The 21083-nt window shown below is 34.7% G+C and carries 13 protein-coding genes; 5 read left to right on the top strand and 8 right to left on the bottom strand.

What is annotated here, in order from left to right; all coding sequences use genetic code 11:
* Positions 1-18 precede the first annotated feature (18 nt).
* The 3 genes from CHB80_RS09040 to CHB80_RS09030 are packed head-to-tail and all read right to left on the bottom strand — an operon-like array spanning position 19 to position 2702.
* Complete coding sequence (locus CHB80_RS09040; protein WP_089371120.1) at positions 19-1314, bottom strand: ammonium transporter; 1296 nt, start codon at positions 1312-1314, stop codon at positions 19-21.
* 5 nt (positions 1315-1319) lie between these two features.
* Positions 1320-1658: a P-II family nitrogen regulator gene (locus CHB80_RS09035; RefSeq protein ID WP_089371119.1), complete on the bottom strand. Its 339-nt coding sequence runs from the start codon at positions 1656-1658 to the stop codon at positions 1320-1322.
* A gap of 15 nt (positions 1659-1673) precedes the next feature.
* A complete protein-coding gene (locus CHB80_RS09030; RefSeq protein WP_089371118.1) occupies positions 1674-2702 on the bottom strand; it encodes a porin in 1029 nt (342 codons plus the stop codon).
* Positions 2703-3140: 438 nt separating this feature from the next.
* On the opposite strand from CHB80_RS09030, the gene gltB reads away from it, so the two are divergent.
* The 3 genes from gltB (at position 3141) to CHB80_RS09015 (ending at position 9958) form a co-directional block, all read left to right on the top strand.
* Complete coding sequence (gltB, locus tag CHB80_RS09025) at positions 3141-7640, top strand: glutamate synthase large subunit (RefSeq protein ID WP_218823084.1); 4500 nt, start codon at positions 3141-3143, stop codon at positions 7638-7640.
* A gap of 3 nt (positions 7641-7643) precedes the next feature.
* Positions 7644-9110, top strand: a complete 1467-nt coding sequence (locus tag CHB80_RS09020) for a glutamate synthase subunit beta (protein ID WP_089371116.1) — start codon at positions 7644-7646, stop codon at positions 9108-9110.
* Positions 9111-9406: 296 nt separating this feature from the next.
* A complete protein-coding gene (locus tag CHB80_RS09015; protein ID WP_143337084.1) occupies positions 9407-9958 on the top strand; it encodes a hypothetical protein in 552 nt (183 codons plus the stop codon).
* A 180-nt stretch (positions 9959-10138) separates the two neighbouring features.
* On the opposite strand, the gene CHB80_RS09010 is transcribed toward CHB80_RS09015, so the two are convergent.
* Positions 10139-10819 (bottom strand): LytR/AlgR family response regulator transcription factor, encoded by a 681-nt coding sequence (locus CHB80_RS09010; protein ID WP_089371114.1) that lies wholly within the window; start codon positions 10817-10819, stop codon positions 10139-10141.
* Positions 10812-11930: a sensor histidine kinase gene (locus CHB80_RS09005; RefSeq protein ID WP_229746856.1), complete on the bottom strand. Its 1119-nt coding sequence runs from the start codon at positions 11928-11930 to the stop codon at positions 10812-10814. Before CHB80_RS09005 ends, CHB80_RS09010 begins: the two co-directional genes overlap by 8 nt.
* A gap of 323 nt (positions 11931-12253) precedes the next feature.
* Between CHB80_RS09005 and CHB80_RS09000 the strand changes: the two genes are divergently transcribed.
* Positions 12254-13636 carry a vanadium-dependent haloperoxidase gene (locus tag CHB80_RS09000; RefSeq protein ID WP_179218123.1) on the top strand — a complete coding sequence of 461 codons (1383 nt, stop codon included), beginning with the start codon at positions 12254-12256 and terminating at the stop codon, positions 13634-13636.
* A 334-nt stretch (positions 13637-13970) separates the two neighbouring features.
* Positions 13971-15263 (top strand): aminopeptidase P family protein, encoded by a 1293-nt coding sequence (locus CHB80_RS08995; protein ID WP_089371111.1) that lies wholly within the window; start codon positions 13971-13973, stop codon positions 15261-15263.
* 34 nt (positions 15264-15297) lie between these two features.
* On the opposite strand, the gene CHB80_RS08990 is transcribed toward CHB80_RS08995, so the two are convergent.
* From CHB80_RS08990 to CHB80_RS08980, 3 genes are all read right to left on the bottom strand, one after another.
* Positions 15298-15732, bottom strand: coding sequence for a YybH family protein (locus tag CHB80_RS08990; protein ID WP_089371110.1), 435 nt, complete (start codon positions 15730-15732; stop codon positions 15298-15300).
* 5 nt (positions 15733-15737) lie between these two features.
* Entirely contained in the window at positions 15738-18878 is a 3141-nt protein-coding gene (locus CHB80_RS08985) for a glycoside hydrolase family 2 TIM barrel-domain containing protein (protein WP_089371109.1), read from the bottom strand.
* Between the two features lie 103 nt (positions 18879-18981).
* Positions 18982-21006 (bottom strand): MGH1-like glycoside hydrolase domain-containing protein, encoded by a 2025-nt coding sequence (locus tag CHB80_RS08980; protein WP_089371108.1) that lies wholly within the window; start codon positions 21004-21006, stop codon positions 18982-18984.
* Positions 21007-21083 lie beyond the last annotated feature (77 nt).

The raw sequence follows: 21083 nt of genomic DNA, 5'->3' as shown, positions 1-21083 counted from the left end.
TAGGTATGTTCAAGAAGATTAATGTTCGTTTAATCTGAAATCTGGATAGGCATCCATTCCATGTTCGTGTGCATCTAATCCTTCTAATTCTTCACGTTCAGAAACTCTGATACCCATGGTCTTTTTGAGTATAAAAATGATTAAGAAGGATGATAGTATACAAATAACTGCATAGGCAAGTACTCCATAAAGTTGAGGTAAGAAAGCTAATGTATTAGCCGCTTCAGAGGCTGTTGCTACAACGTCACCATTTGCATTTAAGAACTCACCAGCATCATTGGTAGACGCGCTAAAACCAAATATACCTACAGCTAGTGTACCCCAAATACCGCATATCAAGTGTACGGCAATGGCACCTACTGGGTCGTCTAATTTAATCTTGTCTATAAAGCTTACTGCAAAAACGATTAATAAACCTGCGATTGCGCCAATAATAATGGCGCTTGTAGGTGACATTACATCTGCACCCGCAGTAATACCAACCAATCCTCCAAGGATTCCATTTAAGAACATTGTAAGGTCTAAGTTTTTATACATAACGGTAGATGCTATAGCTGCAACAACTCCACCAGCCGCCGCCGCAAGACATGTGGTTACGAGTGTTAAAGATGTTAAACTCGCATCTGCAGATAAAACAGAGCCTCCATTAAAACCAAACCAACCTAACCATAAGATTAAAACTCCCGCAGTTGCTAAAGGGATGTTGTGTCCTGGTATTGCTTGGGGTTTACCGTCTTTATATTTTCCGATTCTGGAACCTAATAACCAAACAGCAACTAATGCTGCCCAACCTCCTACAGAATGAACTAATGTAGAACCTGCAAAATCATAAAAGCCTAATGAGTCTAAAAAGCCACCTCCCCATTTCCAAGAACCTGCAATTGGGTATATAAATCCTACATATATTACGGTGAATATCATAAAAGGTAAAATTTTCATACGCTCAGCAACAGCTCCAGATACAATGGTAGCTGCAGTTGCAGCAAACATTCCTTGAAATAGGAAGTCTGTCCAATAAGTGTACCCTTCGTTATATGCTAAATCTAATGTACCTGCATCAGTAAGCGGTGCGTCCAGTCCAAACCCTGCAAATCCTATATACCCATTAAAATCTCCAGGATACATAAGATTGAACCCAACCAAACAATAAAGTAGGAGTCCTACCGTGATGATAAATATATTTTTGAATAAAATATTGATGGTATTTTTTTGTCTTGTTAATCCAATTTCTAAAAATGCAAACCCTAAATGCATAAAGAATACAAGAGCAGTACAGATCATCATCCATACATTATTTGTAGTAAGTATTTCCATGTTTTTTATTTTAAAGTATTACCGCCTTTTTCACCAGTTCTAATTCTGTAGACTTCATCAATTTGAGAGACAAATATTTTTCCATCACCTACTTCTCCTGTAGAGCCAGCTTCAAGAATGGCTTTGATAGTCACCTCTTCAAAATCGTCATTGACAACAATAGATAAATAGCGTCTTTGTATATCACTGGTGCTATAGGAAACACCTCTATACACATGACCTTCTTTCTCATTGCCTAGTCCAGTAACATCCCAATAGGAGAAAAAATTCACCCCTACTTCGTGCAATGCTTTTTTAACAACAGAAAACTTAGATTTTCTAATGATAGCTTCAACTTTTTTCATTGTGTTTATATATGGTTAATTAAATTTGTAAACAGCAGCAACAAGAAATGATGCCAAATTATCTGTAGGATTTAAATCATTGTCAACATATACTTCTTCAGACCACGTATCGAGTCGCACTTCTGGTATAATTGTTAAGTCACCTATTTTGTAATTTGCAGATAAGGTTGCTGCAAAAACAGTTTCATCATCGATATCTTCTTCGTGGAATCCAAAATATTCGGCACGTAATCCCAGCGCTAATGTTTCTGAGAATGCATACTGTGGATACAGGGCAGCTCCATAAAACCCGCTTCCATCGGTATCATTGTATGTAGCATTCACTCCTAAGAAGAATTTTTCACTTATATCAGTACCTCCTGTATAGTCTACTTGAAATGTTGGATCTGAGTTTCCTGTTTGATTTCCGTATAGAAAATTGAGTAATTGATCTTTATAGCCTAATTGCGTTCCAAATGTGTAACTGCCATCAAAATTGGTCTCGGTAAAATCGGTACTATTCATTACTGCAAGTAGGATAGAGAAATCTTCTGTAGCAGCAATTCCAACTTTAAGCCCTGTGTGAGAGAAAGGTCCGTTAGAAAACATATAGGATGTACTATAATTAAAATTACCTACAGGTGATATAACTTCATACCCTAAGAAAGTGTTGAAGTTTCCTAGTGTTATTTGTACTTTATCACTTACGTTGTAGTAAGCATACAGTTGATTTACAATGGCACTAGAACCTACAGATAGAAATACGGCATCTTCTCCTCTAGGTCCAAATGCTAAATCTGCTACAAATCCTATTTTTTCGCCTTCGTAAGATATAATGGCATTTGCCATTCCAATACTAAATCCGCTTCTGTCTGCAAATGAAGTCCCGGGATTTAAAAAGAAAGTTTCTCCATCTTCTTCAAATGCAGTATTAGGACCTGTAAGATTCGTTCTAAAATAAGTGTCAACACTACCAGATATTGAAAACTTTTTTTTGTTTTCTGAATCTTGCGCAAAAAGTAATGTAGTACATAGGCTCATCCCTAATAGTAATTTTAATTTCATAGTATTCGTTTTGATTGATTGATGGTTCAAATCTATGTAAAAAGAAAATTAACATTATAAAAAATAGGGGTGTTAGGTGTATTTTTATGAATATTTATTTTTAACCCCTATTTTTTTAGGGGGTATGTAAATAAAATTAGTTTTTTTAAGAAAATGATATAAGTTCATTGTGTAGTTTTTAAAGAAAAACCACTTTGTGTAATTTATTTTTAAGAAAAAGTTTTTTTCGAAAACGTTTTAGTTGTAAAAGGTTGTTTTTATTACATATTTTTCAATTGCGTATTTAGCAATATAGAGGCTTTAAAATGCATATTTATCATTTATATACACTGTAATTTTTTAATTCCCTAAAAGTGTTTTCCCTTTTTCGATTACTAAAAATTTGCTTCTATATTCGAGATTCATTTAAAGTGAAAAATCTTTAAAAAACATTGAATTATGCTAAAGAAACAAGGCCTTTACTTACCAGAGTTTGAACATGATAATTGTGGTGCTGGTTTTATTTGTAGTCTTACTGGAAAACGTTCTAATGATATTATTCATAAAGCGCTAGAAATTTTAGTGAAGTTAGAACATAGAGGCGCAGTAAGTGCCGATGGCAAAACAGGAGATGGAGCTGGTATATTGATAGACATTCCTCATAAGTTCTTTAAAATATTTTGTGATTTTGATTTACCTGAAATAGGAAACTATGCAGTTAGTAATGTGTTCCTTCCTAGAAAAGAAAATCAACGTGCTTATTGTATTGAAGTATTAGAGACTGCCATTAAAGATCAAGGGTTACAACTTATAGGATGGAGAGATGTACCAGTAAATAGCGATGTATTAGGAGAGATCGCTAAAACAACTGAGCCATATGTAAAACAATTGTTTATTGGAAAATCTTCTAATGATCAATCAGAAAGTGCATTTAGTTTAAAACTATTTGCTGCTCGTAAAATTGCTGAGCATACTATTTATAATTCTAAACTTTCTGAATCTAAATTTTTCTATATCCCAAGTCTTTCTACTAAGATTATCATATTTAAAGGTCTTTTAAAACCTGAAGACATTAATGGGTATTATTTAGACCTCTATAATGCTGCGTTAGATACACGATTAGCTTTAGTACATCAACGTTTTTCTACAAATACGTTTCCTACTTGGGATTTAGCGCAGCCATTTAGGTATATCTGTCATAATGGAGAGATTAATACATTACGCGGTAATGTATCTAGAATGTTTTCCCGTGAAGAAATTATGCAGAGTGATGCATTTGGTGATGATATTAAAAAGATTATCCCTACGATCCTAAGAGGAAAATCAGATTCTGCTACATTAGATATGGTGGTAGAACTACTCCTGATGTCCGGACGTTCTTTGCCAGAAGCTATGATGATGTTGGTTCCAGAGGCTTGGGAGAAGAATGAGCGTATGTCTGATGCAAAAAGAGCATTTTATGAATATAATTCTTGCCTCATGGAACCATGGGATGGTCCCGCATCTATTCCATTTACAGATGGGAATTATATTGGAGCTGTATTGGATAGAAATGGACTAAGACCTTCCCGATATACCGTCACTAAAAACGGGAATGTCATCATGTCTTCAGAAACAGGAGTCGTAGATATTAAACCAGAAAATGTTGAATTTCATGGGCGTCTAGAACCAGGAAAAATGTTTCTCGTCAATATGAATGAGGGACGTATTGTCAATGATGAAGAGATCAAAGAAGAAATAGCCTCTAAGTATCCTTATAGAAAGTGGCTTAATGAAAATTTGGTACACCTTAAAGACATTTCGGCAAAGAAAGGACCTATTACTTATAATGAGATTGAGTTAAAGAAACGCAAGATTATATTTGGGTATACCCAAGAAGATATCAATACACTTATTCGCCCTATGGCGCAATTAGGGAAAGAGCCAATAGGATCTATGGGAAGTGATGCGCCTATAGCTGTATTGTCTGAAAAACCACAATTAATCTATAACTACTTTAAACAACTATTTGCACAAGTAACGAATCCACCATTAGATGGAATTCGTGAAGAATTAATCACCGATATAAGTCTTACTTTAGGAAGTGATGTAAACCTTTTTGATATTAATTCGGCACATTGTAAGAAACTTAAAATTCAAAACCCAGTTATTTCAAAGCATGATTTAGATAAAATTAGAAACTATGATAGTAATCCTAATTTTAAGATAGCTTCTATTTCTATGTTATATGAAGTGAATAGAGGGTTAAATGAACTTGAAATTGCTCTTGAAAATTTAGTTACTAAAGCTTCAAAAGCCATAGAGAATGGTGCAAATATTATCATTCTTTCTGATCGTTATGTAGATGATAATCATGCTCCCATTCCTGCATTACTAGCTTGTTCATTTGTAAATCATGCATTACACAAATTAAAAAAACGTTCGCAAACGAGTTTAATCATTGAATCTGCCGAGCCAAGAGAAGTACATCATTTTGCATTACTTTTTGGCTTTGGAGCAAGTGCTGTCAATCCATATATCGTTAATGAGATAGTACAAGAGCAAGTTTCTGCAAATGATGTTACAGATATTGAATATCTAACAGCCATTAAAAATTATAATAAGGCCATAGGAAAAGGAATTCTAAAGGTCATGAATAAAATAGGAATCTCTACATTAAACTCGTATAGAGGTTCCCAATTGTTTGAATGTATAGGAATTAATGCAAAGACGGTTGCTAAGTATTTTCCTAATACACCTACGCGTATAGAAGGAATAGGATTACGAGAAATAGAACAAGAAATTGTAAAACAACATAAAAAAGCTTTTCAAACAAATGATGCTTATGTCGATATAGAAATAGGAGGAGATTATAGATGGCGTCGCGGACAAGAAAAGCATATGTTTAATCCGTTAACCGTAGCAAAACTTCAGGAATCTGTAAGAACTAATAAAGCAGCTACATTTAAAGAATACTCGCAATTAATTAATGATCAATCTAAAAGTCTTATGACCATTCGTGGGTTATTAGAATTTGATCAATTTGATCCCATTCCTCTAGATGAAGTAGAACCTTGGACAGCCATTGTAAAACGCTTTAAAACAGGAGCAATGTCGTATGGGTCTATTAGTAAAGAAGCTCATGAAAACCTTGCTGTAGCCATGAATCGAATTGGAGGGAAAAGTAATTCAGGAGAAGGAGGGGAGAATCAAGAGCGTTTTTATAAAAGTGCACAAGGAGATTGGAAAAACTCGGCGATCAAACAAGTAGCTTCTGGACGATTTGGTGTAACCTCAAATTATCTTACCAATGCAAGTGAGATTCAAATAAAAATTGCACAAGGAGCAAAACCTGGTGAAGGAGGGCAGCTTCCAGGTCCAAAAGTAAATCATGAGATTGCAAAAACTAGAAATTCTACCCCCTATGTGGGGCTCATATCCCCACCTCCACATCATGATATTTATTCGATAGAAGATTTATCACAACTAATATATGATGTAAAAGCAGCCAATAGAGAGGCACGTGTAAATGTAAAATTAGTCTCAGAAGTAGGTGTCGGGACTATTGCAGCGGGTGTTGTAAAAGCAAAAGCAGATGTGGTCTTAATTTCTGGTTTTGATGGAGGAACAGGAGCTTCTCCTTTAACATCACTCAGACATGCTGGATTGCCTTGGGAACTTGGTATTGCAGAAGCACAACAAACATTGGTCATGAATAATTTACGTAATCGTATTGTCTTAGAATGTGATGGCCAACTTAAAACAGGTAGAGATGTAGCTATTGCTTGTTTATTAGGTGCCGAAGAATTTGGATTTGCTACAGCACCTTTAGTTGCATCAGGATGTATCATGATGCGCGCATGTCACTTAAATACATGTCCAGTAGGGATTGCTACTCAAAACCCAGAATTACGCAAGAAATTTAAAGGGAGGCCAGAGCACGTTGTAAATTATATGTATTTCGTTGCGCAAGAACTGCGTGAGATTATGGCGAAGCTTGGTTTTAGAACCGTTAACGAAATGGTGGGCCAAGTACAGAAACTAAATCGCAATAAAGCCATTGATCATTATAAAGCATCAGGTATAGACCTGACACCTATCTTACATAAAGTATCCGTTTCTGATGAAGTAGCTTTTTATAATACTACACAGCAGGAGCATGACTTAGAAACACATTTGGACTTTAAAATTATTAAGCAAGCACACCAAGCATTATTTAGAAGACAAAAAACACATTTACGTTTGCCTATTACTAATATCAACCGTGCCGTAGGTGCTATTGTGAGTAATGAAATTTCAAAAATATATGGCGCACAAGGATTACCAGAAGATACTATTGATATTGATTTTGAAGGTTCAGCTGGGCAGAGTTTTGGAGCTTTTGCTACTAAAGGATTACGTATGACAGTTCATGGTAATACCAATGATTATTTAGGAAAAGGACTTTCTGGCGCAACATTAGTAATCAAAGTTCCAGAAGCCTGTACCATTGTCCCAGAAGATAATATTATTACCGGAAATGTGACCTTGTATGGCGCTACATCTGGTGAAGTATATATAAATGGAAAGGCAGGAGAACGTTTTTGTGTTCGTAATTCAGGGGCCAAAGCCGTTGTAGAAGGAATTGGAGATCATGGCTGTGAGTATATGACAGGGGGTATTGCAGTTATTTTAGGAGAAGTAGGACGCAATTTTGGAGCCGGTATGAGTGGTGGTATTGCTTATATTTTTGATGAAAAGAATACCTTTTCACAACATTGTAATGCAACAGATTTAAATATTGGTCCAGTAACTATAGAAGATGATGAATTGCAATTGAGAGACTTACTTAAAAAGCATTATCAAGCTACCGATAGTCCATTAGCAAAACGAATTCTTAAAGGTTGGGAAAACTATTTACCAATGTTTAAGAAAGTACTTCCGGAAGAATATAGAAAAGCCTTGTTACGATTAGAACAAGAACAATTACAAATAGCATAAAACATGGGAAAGATCACAGGATTTTTAGAATATGAACGTCAAGAAGAGGCCTATGAATCTCCTAAAGAACGTATCAAAAATTATAAGGAATTTACCATTCCATTAGAACCCTCAAAACTTCAAGATCAAGGAGCGCGTTGTATGGATTGTGGTATTCCGTTTTGTCATAGCGGATGTCCTTTGGGTAATTTTATTCCTGATTTTAATGATAAGGTGTATAAGGGTAAGTGGGAAGAAGCTGCACAGATTTTACATAAAACCAATAATTTTCCTGAGTTTACGGGACGTTTATGTCCTGCACCTTGTGAAGAAGCATGTGTGTTAGGCATTAATGAAGACCCCGTTACTATTGAGAATATTGAAAAAAATATTGTAGAAACCGCTTTCGCGAAAGCGTGGATCACCCCAAACCCTCCGAAACAAAGAACCGGTAAAACAGTTGCCATTATAGGATCAGGACCCGCAGGACTTGCCGCAGCTCAACAACTCAATCGGGCGGGACATCTTATTACTGTTTTTGAACGGGATGCAAAAGTAGGTGGATTATTACGTTACGGTATTCCAGATTTTAAATTAGAAAAACACATTATTGATAGACGTATTAAAATCTTAGAAGAAGAAGGAATTATTTTTAAAACCAATATAGAAGTTGGCAAAACAATAAAAGCTAGTGAGTTGCAAAACGAATTTGATGCGGTGGTATTATGCGGCGGCGCTACTGTAAAGAGAAATTTACCTATTGATGGCGCCGATCTAAAAGGCGTGCATCAAGCTATGGATTTCTTAAAACAAAACAATCAGCGAGTAGATGGCATTTCAGATTTTGAAGAAGTGCTCACTGCGCAAGGAAAACATGTCATTGTTATTGGTGGCGGTGATACGGGATCTGACTGTATTGGAACCTCTAATCGCCATGGCGCTATATCAGTCACCAATTTTGAGATTTTAAATAAACCCACAGAAGGCAGACCTGCGCATCAACCTTGGCCCTATTGGCCTATGAAACTCAAGACAACGTCTTCGCATCAAGAAGGCGTAGAGCGTTTTTTTAGTATTTCTACTAAAGAGTTTATAGGAGATACAAAAGGCAATCTAAAAGCATTAAAAACTACTCAGGTAGAATGGATTTTTAAAGATGGAGAGCGTCCACAATTAAAAGAAGTACCCAACACCGAAAAAGAATGGAAGTGCGATCTAGCTTTATTAGCACTTGGTTTTACAGGAGCAGAGAAAACCCTAGCCGAACAGTTTGGAGTAACGATGGATGGGAGAACAAATATTCAAGCTACTACTAAAGATTATAAAACCAATGTTTCTGGTGTTTTTACAGCTGGAGACATGCGTAGAGGCCAATCCCTTATTGTATGGGCAATTTCCGAAGGAAGACAAGCGGCACATCACGTAGATACATATTTAATGGGTAGTTCTACATTACCACTAAAAGATGAGAGTGATTTGCCTAGAGTGTAAACCTTATGATATATGTATCATTAATTATATCTAAAGTATCTTTTGTGCCTTCACTTAAAACTATAATTCATGAAAATCCGATGCGCAATTTTATGCGCCTTGGCCTACATGGAAGGCATTTTATAAAATTATCAATCAGTAGAAAGTGTAGCTTACGATGAGGCTAATGATCGTTGGTTAGGGCATAATAAAAATAAAAGGCAATGGGCTAATATATAAGAATAATGATGTATATTGTTGAATGTCAGATTTTTGTTTAGGTATTTCTTGTTATTATTAGTTTTAAAATAGTTCCCATGAAAAAATTAATATGTTTATTCTTATTTGCAATGCTTGCTCTATTATTTATGACTTGTACAACAGAACAAATTTCAGATAATGGAACATCTAGTGATATTAGTAACTTGGAAGCGTCCTTTGAAAATGACTGTGAAATATCAGATATAACCTTAAGAATTAATGTTGGTTTCTCAGATGAAGGTTATAGTTTTCTTGATCATTTTCTATATTTTAATCAGAGGAGTTCTTATGATGTTATACACCCTGTCTTTGGTTGTGTTTTTACACGTGTTATTGGTGCAGAAGAACACCCTATTTACCCCAATAGATATTATTTAATTTATGAAGGGGTGGTACCTAACCAAAACCTTAACGATATCATTCAAGAATGTGTCGATATCTATATTCCTAATAGTACAGAATTTTCTTGTACTTGTAGGCAAATAGGGAATAAATCAATTCTTGTTGATTCATGTGTTGATATATATGCGTCTTTAAATTGCAATGAACTTGTGATTCCAACAAATGCCTATACATTTGCAGACAGCACCCTAATTTATTGTGATTAAGTTGGATATCTATTTTTTTGAGTATTATAATTTTAATGTTATTCTTTATTCGCTTTACCATTTCATTCTCCCTTCGGTCGTGAACTTGCTTGCCAGCAGACAGGTCTTGCAAGCTCGATTTCGCACTTCGGTAAGCTTAGTATAAACTTCTACGTCATAAATTCCTTGAAAGCGTATACCTTATGAAAATAACTCTTTTTTTACAGTCTCAAAATAAGTGGTACTTACAGGAATACGGTGATCTTGTATGATGATATCCTTATCCTTTAAGGCCTGCACTTTGTTTTTATTAATGATATAAGAACGATGCACCCGCATAAATAGGGAAGGAGGTAAACTGTCTTCCAGTGATTTTAAACTTTGATAAGACATGATCTTTTTATTATCTAGATAAAAAGTCACATATTCACTATCACTTTTTATATAATAAATTTCTGATAAGCGTACTTTGTGTAAGTCGTATCCAGACTTTATTGTGATAGTTTGCGAGCCTATGTCTGTTATATTTCTCGTAGTTGTTTGTACTTTGTTTACGGCCGTTAAAAAACGTTCAAAAGTAATTGGTTTTAAGAGGTAATCTATGGCGTTGAGTTCATATCCATCTAGCGCATATTCTGAATATGCCGTTGTAAAAATCACTCTAGTAGTTGGTGAAATCATCTTTGCAAAGTCTGTACCTTTAAGTTGTGGCATTTGGATATCTAAAAATACAACATCAATCACTTCTGATTTTAAGATAGGTAATGCCTCTAAAGGATTTTCATATGCTCCTTTTGAAACAATAAAATCAAGCTTATCTACATAACTTTTAAGCAAAGCTCTTGCTAACTCTTCATCATCTATAATGATACACTTAAGCATTGGTTTTTATTTTTAATTGAACTTGAAATACATCGATTCCTTCTAAAACGGTTAAGGTATGCTTTTCGGGGTATACTATGGCAAGTCGTTTCTTTACATTTTCTAATCCAATACCGCCCACAGTATCTTTTTCGGTATGTACATTGGCAATCGTGTTTTCTACTTTAAAGGTAATCGTATCTTGAGTAGCATTTATGTATATTTTAATGAAAGTATTTTGAATGCTTTCTATGTTACTATGTTTAAAAGCATTTTCTACAAATGGAATAAGTAACATAGGAGCAATCTCTATGTTAGGATCATCCATTGTAAATTGAGTCTTGATAGGGTATGTTTTACTGCTTTTAAGAGAAAATAGTTTGATATAATCATTGATGTAGTCTACTTCTTTTTGAAGCGGTACAAAGGGTCGTTCACATTCATACAATACATAGCGTAACATATTAGATAAGTAACTAATACTTTCTTGTGTTTTTTGAGTATCTATAGCAGATAGGGAATAGATATTATTTAGTGCATTAAAAAGAAAATGCGGATTGATCTGTGATTTTAAGAGCTTTAATTCGGTTTCTAGTGTTTCTGTTTTACTTAATATGAGTGCAGCTTCTTTTCTTTTGGCAAACAAGAAAACTTCTATAACGGTAGTTAGAATAAAAGTGATACAGAGTAATAAAAAGTTAATAAGAAAAGGGGAGTTAAGTGCTTTGCCAAATTGGGTTAAGTTTTTTTGAGGATTTGGAGGTGGTTTTCTTCTACCATCCTGTGGAGGCGGGCCAGGAGGTAATCCTTCTAAGTGGTTTGGAGGTCTTTGGTCTTGAATGTTTTTGGAAGGTCTATCTGGTCTGTTTTTAAAAGGCCCATCTGCCGAAAACTGATAGGATAAAAAAGCACATAGAATGATAATTCCAAGACCAATAATAATAAAAGGTGTTTTTTTCTTTCTATTTAAAAAGGTAGGAGCCAGGCTTAAAGTGATAATACTAATAAGTGCGATCTGAAGCACATAAATAACACTATTTTGTGCTATGAAATTGGGGATGTCCTTATGTCCTAATGCCATAATTACCCATACAATAGTCCAAAACAAAACCTGAAATAGGATTCTTTTCATTGCTTTCATATCGCAAATTAAAGTAAAATAAGATTAGTGAGCTTTCAATAATGATTATTTGATTGCTACAATAAAGTGGTTTTACAGAAGCTAAGATGTCATTTACTGAAAAGAATACCAACTTCGCTGAAAACCCAATTCTAGCCATAATACATACAATGAATATTCAGTTATTTACAGTAGATAACCCTATATAATTTCAGTTAGTTTATGAAAAAAACACTACACTTTTTAAACACTATTTGGCGCCAAAATAATGCTTAAGAAGGCATATAAATATGAATGACTTATATGCTTTTTCTAACCATTTAACACAATTACTTATGAAACGACCATATTTTAAAATAATATTTGCCATAGCAGTGACTGTAGTGTTATTACAATCCTGTGCAAACGATGACGATGCTCAAGACACAACTGTTGTAGATACACCTGTAGTAACAAATGCAACCACACAATTGATTACAGACTGGAATGATCTTTGGCTAGATTTAGACCGCTATACAGATGCTATGAGACCTAATTCTACTGCAAGAGCACTTGCTTATATTCATTTAGCAGGGTATGAAACCGCTGTAGCTGATATGGATGGATATACTTCAAATGAGGATAGATTACAAGGATTTACTATTAATGAGAATCAGCGTGAAGACAATGTAGACGTAGATCTAGCACTTAACACTTGTTATGCTTTGGTTTTTGATCACTTTATGTTTAGTGTATCAAACAATGAAAAAGCTGCTATAGCCATTTTACAAGAAAGTATGGCAAGTGAGTTATCGACAGATTTGTCTGAATCTGAAATTGAAAATTCTATAGAATGGGGTACGTATGTTGCAGAACGTGTGATCGCATATAGTCAAAGTGATACAGATGCTGAGACTCAGATTCTAGACCCAAACCCAGCGTCTTACATAGCACCTGTAGGTGATGGTTTATGGATAGCAGCAGAAGGAGAAAGTGCATGGTTTCCTTATTGGAATAGTGTGAGAACATTTGTGATCTCTCCAGATGAAACTACGAGTATCCCTCCTGCATATGACTATAGTACAGACACAACAAGTGAATATTATATAGCCATGGAAGAGGTAAATGATATTGCAACGGTAGCAAGAGAAGAGGATAATGAAGATTTATGGATTGCTGAGTTTTGGTCTGACGATGTAGAAAGCTTGATGATGAGTCCTCCGGGAAGACAATTTTCTATTGCAAATCAATTGATTGCACAGGAAGATTTAGAATATGCGCAGACATTAGAGCTTTTACTTAGACTTGGTTTTGCGATAAATGATGCGGCAGTTTCTGCTTGGGATGATAAGTACACGTATGATACCCAACGTCCTAGTACGTATATAAGAGCAAATATGAATGCAGATTTTGATACGAATCTATCACTATTTATTGATTCACCTAACCCTGCATTTCCAAGCTACCCATCGGGTCATGCGACATTTGCAGGAGTGTCGGCTGGTGTTTTTGCTCAATTTTTCGGAGGTGATGCTATCGGTTTTACAGATAGAAGTCACGATGGAAGAGTAGAGTTTAATGGAAATCCACGTACGTACAGTTCTTTTTCAGAAATGGCACAAGAAAACGCCTATTCTCGAGTGCCTCTAGGCGTACACGTTCAAATAGATAGTGATGAAGGAATTCGTTTGGGCTATGAGATTTCTGATGCTGTCAATGATTTTGATCTTACAAACTAATAATCGCTTTTCACCCCTTAATAGCGCCCATGTTATATACGCTTTCGCGAAAGCGTATACTTGAAACATTACTTTTAAACCACTTCTGAAAGTTAGATATAAGTATTTGTGATAAAAAGCAGTTGCATTTTGAATGTAGCTGCTTTTTTATATCCATGAGAATACTGGTACTTGTAATCTGTTAATTGATGTTTTTTATTTGAAAGTAATAACATATAATACCTAATACTAATACTATAATGAGCTATTTGGTAATAGCTAATAAAGAATGAATAATATATTACTTTTGTTACCTTTCTACATCTCTTTTTCATTATTTAAATAGAAAACTAATATGCGTTATAAGAAGATTAACAATAGTTTATTTATAAATAATAGAAATCGTTTTGTTTCCAAAATGAAACAAAATACCATTACTGTTCTAACTTCAAATGATGTTAAACATACCAATGCTGATGACGTAATGGGGTTTACTCAAAATGCTGATTTGTTTTATCTCTCAGGCATTGATCAAGAAGATACTATCTTGGTGTTATATCCCGATGCATATAAAAAAGAAAACCGAGAAATTCTTTTTGTAAAAGAAACTAATGAACAGATTAAAATTTGGGACGGTGAGAAACTAACAAAAGAGCAGGCTTCTGAAATTTCAGGTATTACACGTGTAGAATGGCTACATGACTTTGAGAAAATACTACAGCTTATGGCTTTTGAAGCTGATGGATTTTATCTAGGGCATAATGAGCATATCAAAAGAGTAACAAAAGATCAGCAAACACAGCAAGACCGAATGATTTTATGGTGTAAAGAAAAATACCCTTTACACGAATATCATAGAGCAGCAAAAATAACAAGGGAATTACGTCCCTTAAAATCCGATATAGAGGTTGCATTGATAGAAAAAGCAATTGCTATTAGTGTAACATCTTTTGAGCGAGTATTAAAAAGCTGTAAACCTAATATTAACGAGTACGAATTAGAAGCAGAGTTAGCTTATAACTTAGTCAAATCTGGCGCATCTCGTCATGCTTTCAAACCCATTGTTGCATCAGGAAAAAATGCCTGTGCCTTGCATTATAATACGAATGATGCTGTTTGTTATGATTGCGATATGATATTATTAGATTTTGGTGTCTGTTATGCAAACTATAATAGTGATACAACGCGATGTTTTCCTGTAAATGGAATATTTTCTAAAAGACAAAAGGAAGTATACAGCGCTGTGTTACATTGCTTAAAAGAAGGAAGTAAGCTTTTAAAACCAGGTATCCTTCCTTCAGATTATGAAGCTCAAATGGTAGGTCTTGTAGAAGCGGAATTGATACAATTAGGTTTGTTAAGTGCAGATGAAATTGCTAATCAAGATGCAAAGAAACCCTTGTATAAAAAATATTTTATGCATGGTACCGCACACCACATAGGATTAGATGTACATGATGTAGGGTTGTATTCACGTCCGTTAGAGGAAGGAATGGTACTAACATGCGAACCAGGAATCTATATCCCAGAAGAGGGGATTGGTTGCCGATTGGAAAATGATTATCTCATTACAAAAAATGGTAATCGTAATTTAACCGAAGCTATGCCTATAGAAATAGAAGCTATAGAGGCAATGATGAAGCATTGATCCTTTTCTGTAAATAACCTAAATATTATAAATCTTACGAAGACATGTCTGCGACAATTTTCCACTCGCCATCTATGCGTTTAAAGATGATTAGAAAATTACCATTGGCATCTCCGACACCACGTTTTAAATGGTATTGTCCCATTACCCAATAACTATGTGCTTCTATTTTTGAAATATCTTCTATCGTAAATGTAAGTGTTCCACTATGCTCCTTTGTAGGGTATCCTTTTTTATAGTTGGCTAGTGTTTGTTCCCACCCTTTTGTGAGTCCTCGGCTACCATAAAACTTTAGAGAATCACTTTTCCAATACCCTTTCATAAAACCTTCTAAGTCATTTTGAGACCAGGCTTCTTGTTGAGCTTGCATAACTGCTCTAATTGCTTTTTTATCGTCTTGCTCTGTCGTTTGCGCTTGGCAATTAAGAAAAAGGGTACTTGTTATTAGTATTAAAAAAAGATGTTTCATAATTTTTAATTTAAAATTGGTTGAATAGTAAATGAATAGGTATGCTTAGTATTTGCAGGAATTGTATACTCGGGATGCACTAATCGTCCCCATGATGTATCACCGCCAAGTCCCATTTGTAAATAATCGATATTCCATTGTATGGTATTTCCTAATTTAATATCTGCTCCATGTTTTTTGGTGACGGGAACTAATCCTGATGCCGATTTACCTGCTTCTTCACTTGTAAAATCAAGCTCTTTCATATCAAATGGCCACACACTAGTATTTAGTAATTGCAAACTATTTACTTTTAAGGATAGTGCATCTGACGTAATCTTCACCCAACGGACATCTGTCTTATTTCCTGTTTCTTGTGGACGTGAATAGCGTTCAAATTGATCTATAATTTTCCCCGTGTAAATCCCTGTTTTTTGTCCAGTTTTTCGATCCCAATAACTTTCTTGTGGTCCTTTCCCATACCAAGAGATCTCTGTGAAATCATTTGGTAATGTAAGATACATACCTATTCTTGGAATAACCGGTAATTCCTTTTGTTTTGGGATGAATGTATAGTCAATAGAGAGATTCCCTGTATCTTGTATTACATATAGCGTTTTTATAAAACCAATGTCATTGGGTAATTGGTATTCAACCCCATAAAAAGCACCTGTATTTGTAACGATAGGTTTTTTTACCAATGTACTTGTATAATTATACGTTGCTTCTTGCCAAACTTTTGCCCATGTATCCATACCATTGCCTAAATCATTATCTGTAGGAGGGCGCCAGAAATTAGGACGAATAGGCTGTTTTGTGATTTCATGACCTTTCTGACTCCAAGATATAATCTCTCCAGTTGTTGCATTAATTCTTAAATGTACTTTATCATTTTTAATTGTAAAAGAGGTAGCGTCTTCTGTAATAGCAAATGTTGTTTGTGAATTAGAAGTAAATTGAGAAGAAGCACTTTTCTGTAACACAAACTCATCCCAAGCTATTTCATGATTTTTTGAAATAAGATGTTTTGCCTCTTTTTGAATTAAACTAAATTGTAAGATATATTCACTATCTAAAGCTAGTGTTTTGGGTAACTCCTGAAGCGTAAAAATGACGCTTTCTTGTGGTTGTACTTGTATAGATATATCCTTTTTCTTTTTAATGACTTTACCATTCTTTAATAGCTGCCACGATATTGTGTTATTAGAAAAGTCAGCAAAGAAGTTCTTATTAGTTACTTGTATTTTTCCGTTGCCTATATAATTAAATTGAACAGGTTCATATACTTTCTTTACTTCAGAAAGGTGAGGATGTGGATTCCGATAAGGATCTATCAAACCATTATTTAAGAAATTGCCATCAGTAGGTAAATCAGGATGGTAGTCATGCCCATATGCTAAATAAGGGCTTCCATTTTCATCTTTATATTCTAAACTTTGATCTACCCAATCCCAAATATAACCACCTTGTAGATTGGGGTATTCTTCTATAATATCCCAATAATCTTGTAAATTCCCTACAGAATTTCCCATGGCATGACAATATTCGATCATAACAGAGGGTTTATCAGAACTTGATTTCCCGTGATTTATTAAGTATTCTGGTTTTGGATACATAGGGCAATAAATATCGGTATAATCATCTTTGCCGGCAGGTTCGTATTGTACAATTCTATTTGCATCTTGCTTTTTCAACCAGTTGTAGGTAGTTATGAAAATATCACCTTCTCCTGCTTCATTACCTAGAGACCAAGCGTATATAGAAGGATGATTCCTATCACGATAATACATACGCTGTGTACGTGACATATGAGCTGGTAACCAACTCATCTCATTACCTATTTGTGTTTTTTCATCAATAGCCAATGGATGACTCTCGATATTTGCTTCATCTATAACATACAGACCATACTTATCACATAAGTCTAACCAATACGGATCATTAGGATAGTGAGCAGAACGTACAGCATTAATGTTGTTTTGTTTCATTAACAAGATATCCTTTAACATCGATTTTTTAGAAACAACATGCCCTGTATGTGGGTCTGTCTCATGACGATCTACACCCCTAAAGTAAATGGGTTTTCCATTAATAAGAATTTGTGCGTTTTTAACCTCAACGCGCTTAAAACCTATAGGTTTAGTAATAAATTGATTGTTGTTCGGGTTGGATGCATCCTCTAGTGTAATTTTTAATTCATATAAGTTAGGAAGTTCTGCAGACCATTGCTGTACAGTGTCTATTATTTTTTTAGTTTGTATTTCTTTAATAGAATTCCTTTGTATGTCTATTGTTTTAGAAAAATTATAAAGAGTCGTATCTCCATCTATAATGGAAAGAGAAATCTTCCTAGAAACAGTTTCTTCAGAAGTGTTTGAAATGGAAATAGTACCATTAAAAACGCCATTGGTATAGGTGTCATCTAGCGTAGTTATCGCATGATAATCAGTAATTGCTACTTTAGGCTGCGTATATAAATACACATCTCTTTCTATACCACTCATTCGTAACATATCTTGACTCTCTACATAGCTGGCATCACTCCATCGAAACATTTGTAGCGCAATGATGTTTTCTCCTTCTTTTAGATAAGGAGTGATAGTAAACTCTGCGGGTGTTTTACTGCCTTGTGAATACCCTACATATGTACCATTCAAATACACATACATGGCAGATTTCGCGCCAGCAAAATGAAGAATAACATCCTTTGATAAAAATTCTTTTGTAATAGTTATTTCCTTACGATAGGTGCCCACTGGATTATAGTCTTTTGGTATATCTGGCCAAGTGGTAGTAAATGGATAACGTTCATCCAGATAAATTGGATTTCCAAAACCTTGAACTTCCCAATTGGCAGGAACAGGAATGGTTGTCCAATCGCTATCATTAAAATCTGCATGTTGAAATATAGTAGGGCGTTGCTTTGGATCTTTCACCCAATGAAATTTCCAATCTCCATTTAAACTTAAAAATCGACTAGAATTTTCTTTTTTTGAAACAGTTGCCGATTCATATGCAAAATAACTGGCTCTCGGAGGTAATTTATTTTCTTCAAATATTTGATGATTAAAATGATATGTTTGTGTTGCAACCTCAGGTAGGGGAGTTTCTTTACATCCCAAAAGAGAAATTAAAAGTAGGAGTATGAGGAGCTTATTCTTTTTCATAATACATTAAAGTTGCATAAAATCTTCGTTAAAAATCAATTTTAAATAAGAGATTTGCTCTTTAGCTTCAGAAATAGTTGTTTTTATAGTCGTATAATTCATTTTACTCCTTTTGTAATAGCATTATAAGATGTGCTGCACTCCAACTAAAATTTTGAGCATGTAATCCTTCTCCAGTTATGGGATGATAGTTTTCTCTAATTGCTTTTCCTTTGCCTAAAATCCCTTCTGCTCCTTTGATAATTTGGATAGTTGCTTTATCTGCTTCTTTCTTAAACCCATAGTTACGTAATCCTTTTATTCCAAAGTATGCTTGGTCTAACCAATTGGGACCGCGCCAATATCCTTTTAATGGAGCAAATTTTGGATGATCTGCACTCATCGTTTGAAATGGGACTGTGGTAAAGAATTTTTCTGTATCCATCATCCGATTTTTTACAGCTTGTGCTTGTTCTTGTGTTGCAACCTGTGCCCAAAGTGGAGTCCACCCTTCGCTACCTTCTCCTTTTATAAATGTTTTGCCATCCAGTGTGGTGTCATAAAACCACCCATCATTCTCATCATAAAACTGTATTTGGATTTTTAGTTGTAATCGCTCAGCTGCATGTTTATACGAGAATGACTCTTGATGTAGTTCTAAAGTTTCTGCTAATGTTGCTAGATATAACTTTTCAGCATATAAATACGCATTTAAATCTACACTTTCTTGATCTATAGAATAGGCACCTTCACTATTCTTTACAATTTTAGAATTATCAAAACGAATAGCATTATCCATCCCACTTTCCCATTTTGCAGCAATAAGACTTCCGTCTGTTGACCCATATTCACACATTCCATCTTGATCATGATCCCGTTTATCATACCACCATTGATGGTATTTTTTCAATTTTGGATACATATATTTCACAAAATTGATGTCTTTATCTTTTTCATATACTTTCGCCACTGCCCAAGCCGAAAGAGGAGGTTTGGTATCTCGATAATTATGAGCTTCTATAGTTGTATCTCTGTAAACGCAATCTGCGATAAAACCATCCTCATTTTGAAATTCAAACATTAATTTGATTTGTTTTTTTGCGAGATCAGTATTGTAATAGGAAAGCCCAACGGCATGCTTCCATGAGTCCCAAGACCAAAAACCATTGAACCATTCGTAATGATAACTAGGAAATAACCCTTCATAGGTTATTTCTCCAGCAGGAATACGCCAATTGTTTTGTAGTGTAAGATGTGCTTTAGCCAAGACCTCACTATATTTCTTTTCTGAGAAAGCTTCTTTTTGATTGGTTATTAGTTGTGCTAATTGCGCCTCTTTTTCTGTTTTACGATGCTGTAAAAGAGAATCAAAAGCTATAGTGTTTATGCGTTGCTGTTCTTCTTCCCAAGAATACTCAGGGAAAATGAAACTTTGAGATATGATCACTTCAGTTGATTCTCCCGGTTGTAGTTTTATGGGATTTATTTGAATTGCATAAAAATGTTTATCCTCAGAAATATATACATTTCCAACATCATTCTGTGTTTGTATATACCCAACAGCAGGAGATTTTTCAGAAACAAGTTTGATGCTATTATTTTCTTGAGTTAGTTGAATCCCAATGTCATAAACCGAACCTTGGAAGATTGCATTAAATCGAATGGATTTTTCGCTGCTATTATGAATCGTAGTTCTTTGTAGCACTGTATGTCCAGACAGAAATACAAGTTCTTGTTTTATTTCTACCTTTTCATTTTTTAAATACTGACTCAGATGACTGGCTTCACTCCTACGTACAACGACATCCGTATCAGAATTTAACAATCGGTCATTATGATTACCTTCGTATAGATTTAAACGTGATAATAGATTACTACTCCAAATCCCATTTTGTTGTGTCATTAAAAACGGTCCAGAAAAACCGAGTATGATATTTTCTGTTTTGGGAAGACTATAGGCAAACCAAGCGCCTTGATCAGAAAACATAAGCCCAGATTTATCCAATGAATCCTTTGGGGAGATGCGGTAATCTAAGATGTTTTGACTCAATGCCAAATGATCAAAACTAGGTTTTGGAGCTTGTTGCTCTGTTTGAGAACAACTTATAATCAATAAGGTGATAAGTAGTACGTATGTATATTTAATCATCTTTTAATGTGTCTGTATACGCTTTCGCGAAAGCGTATAAAATAATTTTCTCAATTTTCAACGTACTCAATGACATA

It is taken from the genome of Dokdonia pacifica (assembly GCF_900188275.1).
Taxonomy (GTDB): domain Bacteria; phylum Bacteroidota; class Bacteroidia; order Flavobacteriales; family Flavobacteriaceae; genus Dokdonia; species Dokdonia pacifica.
Note: the sequence above shows the minus strand (reverse complement) of the source record. Positions and strands in the feature narration are given on the sequence as shown.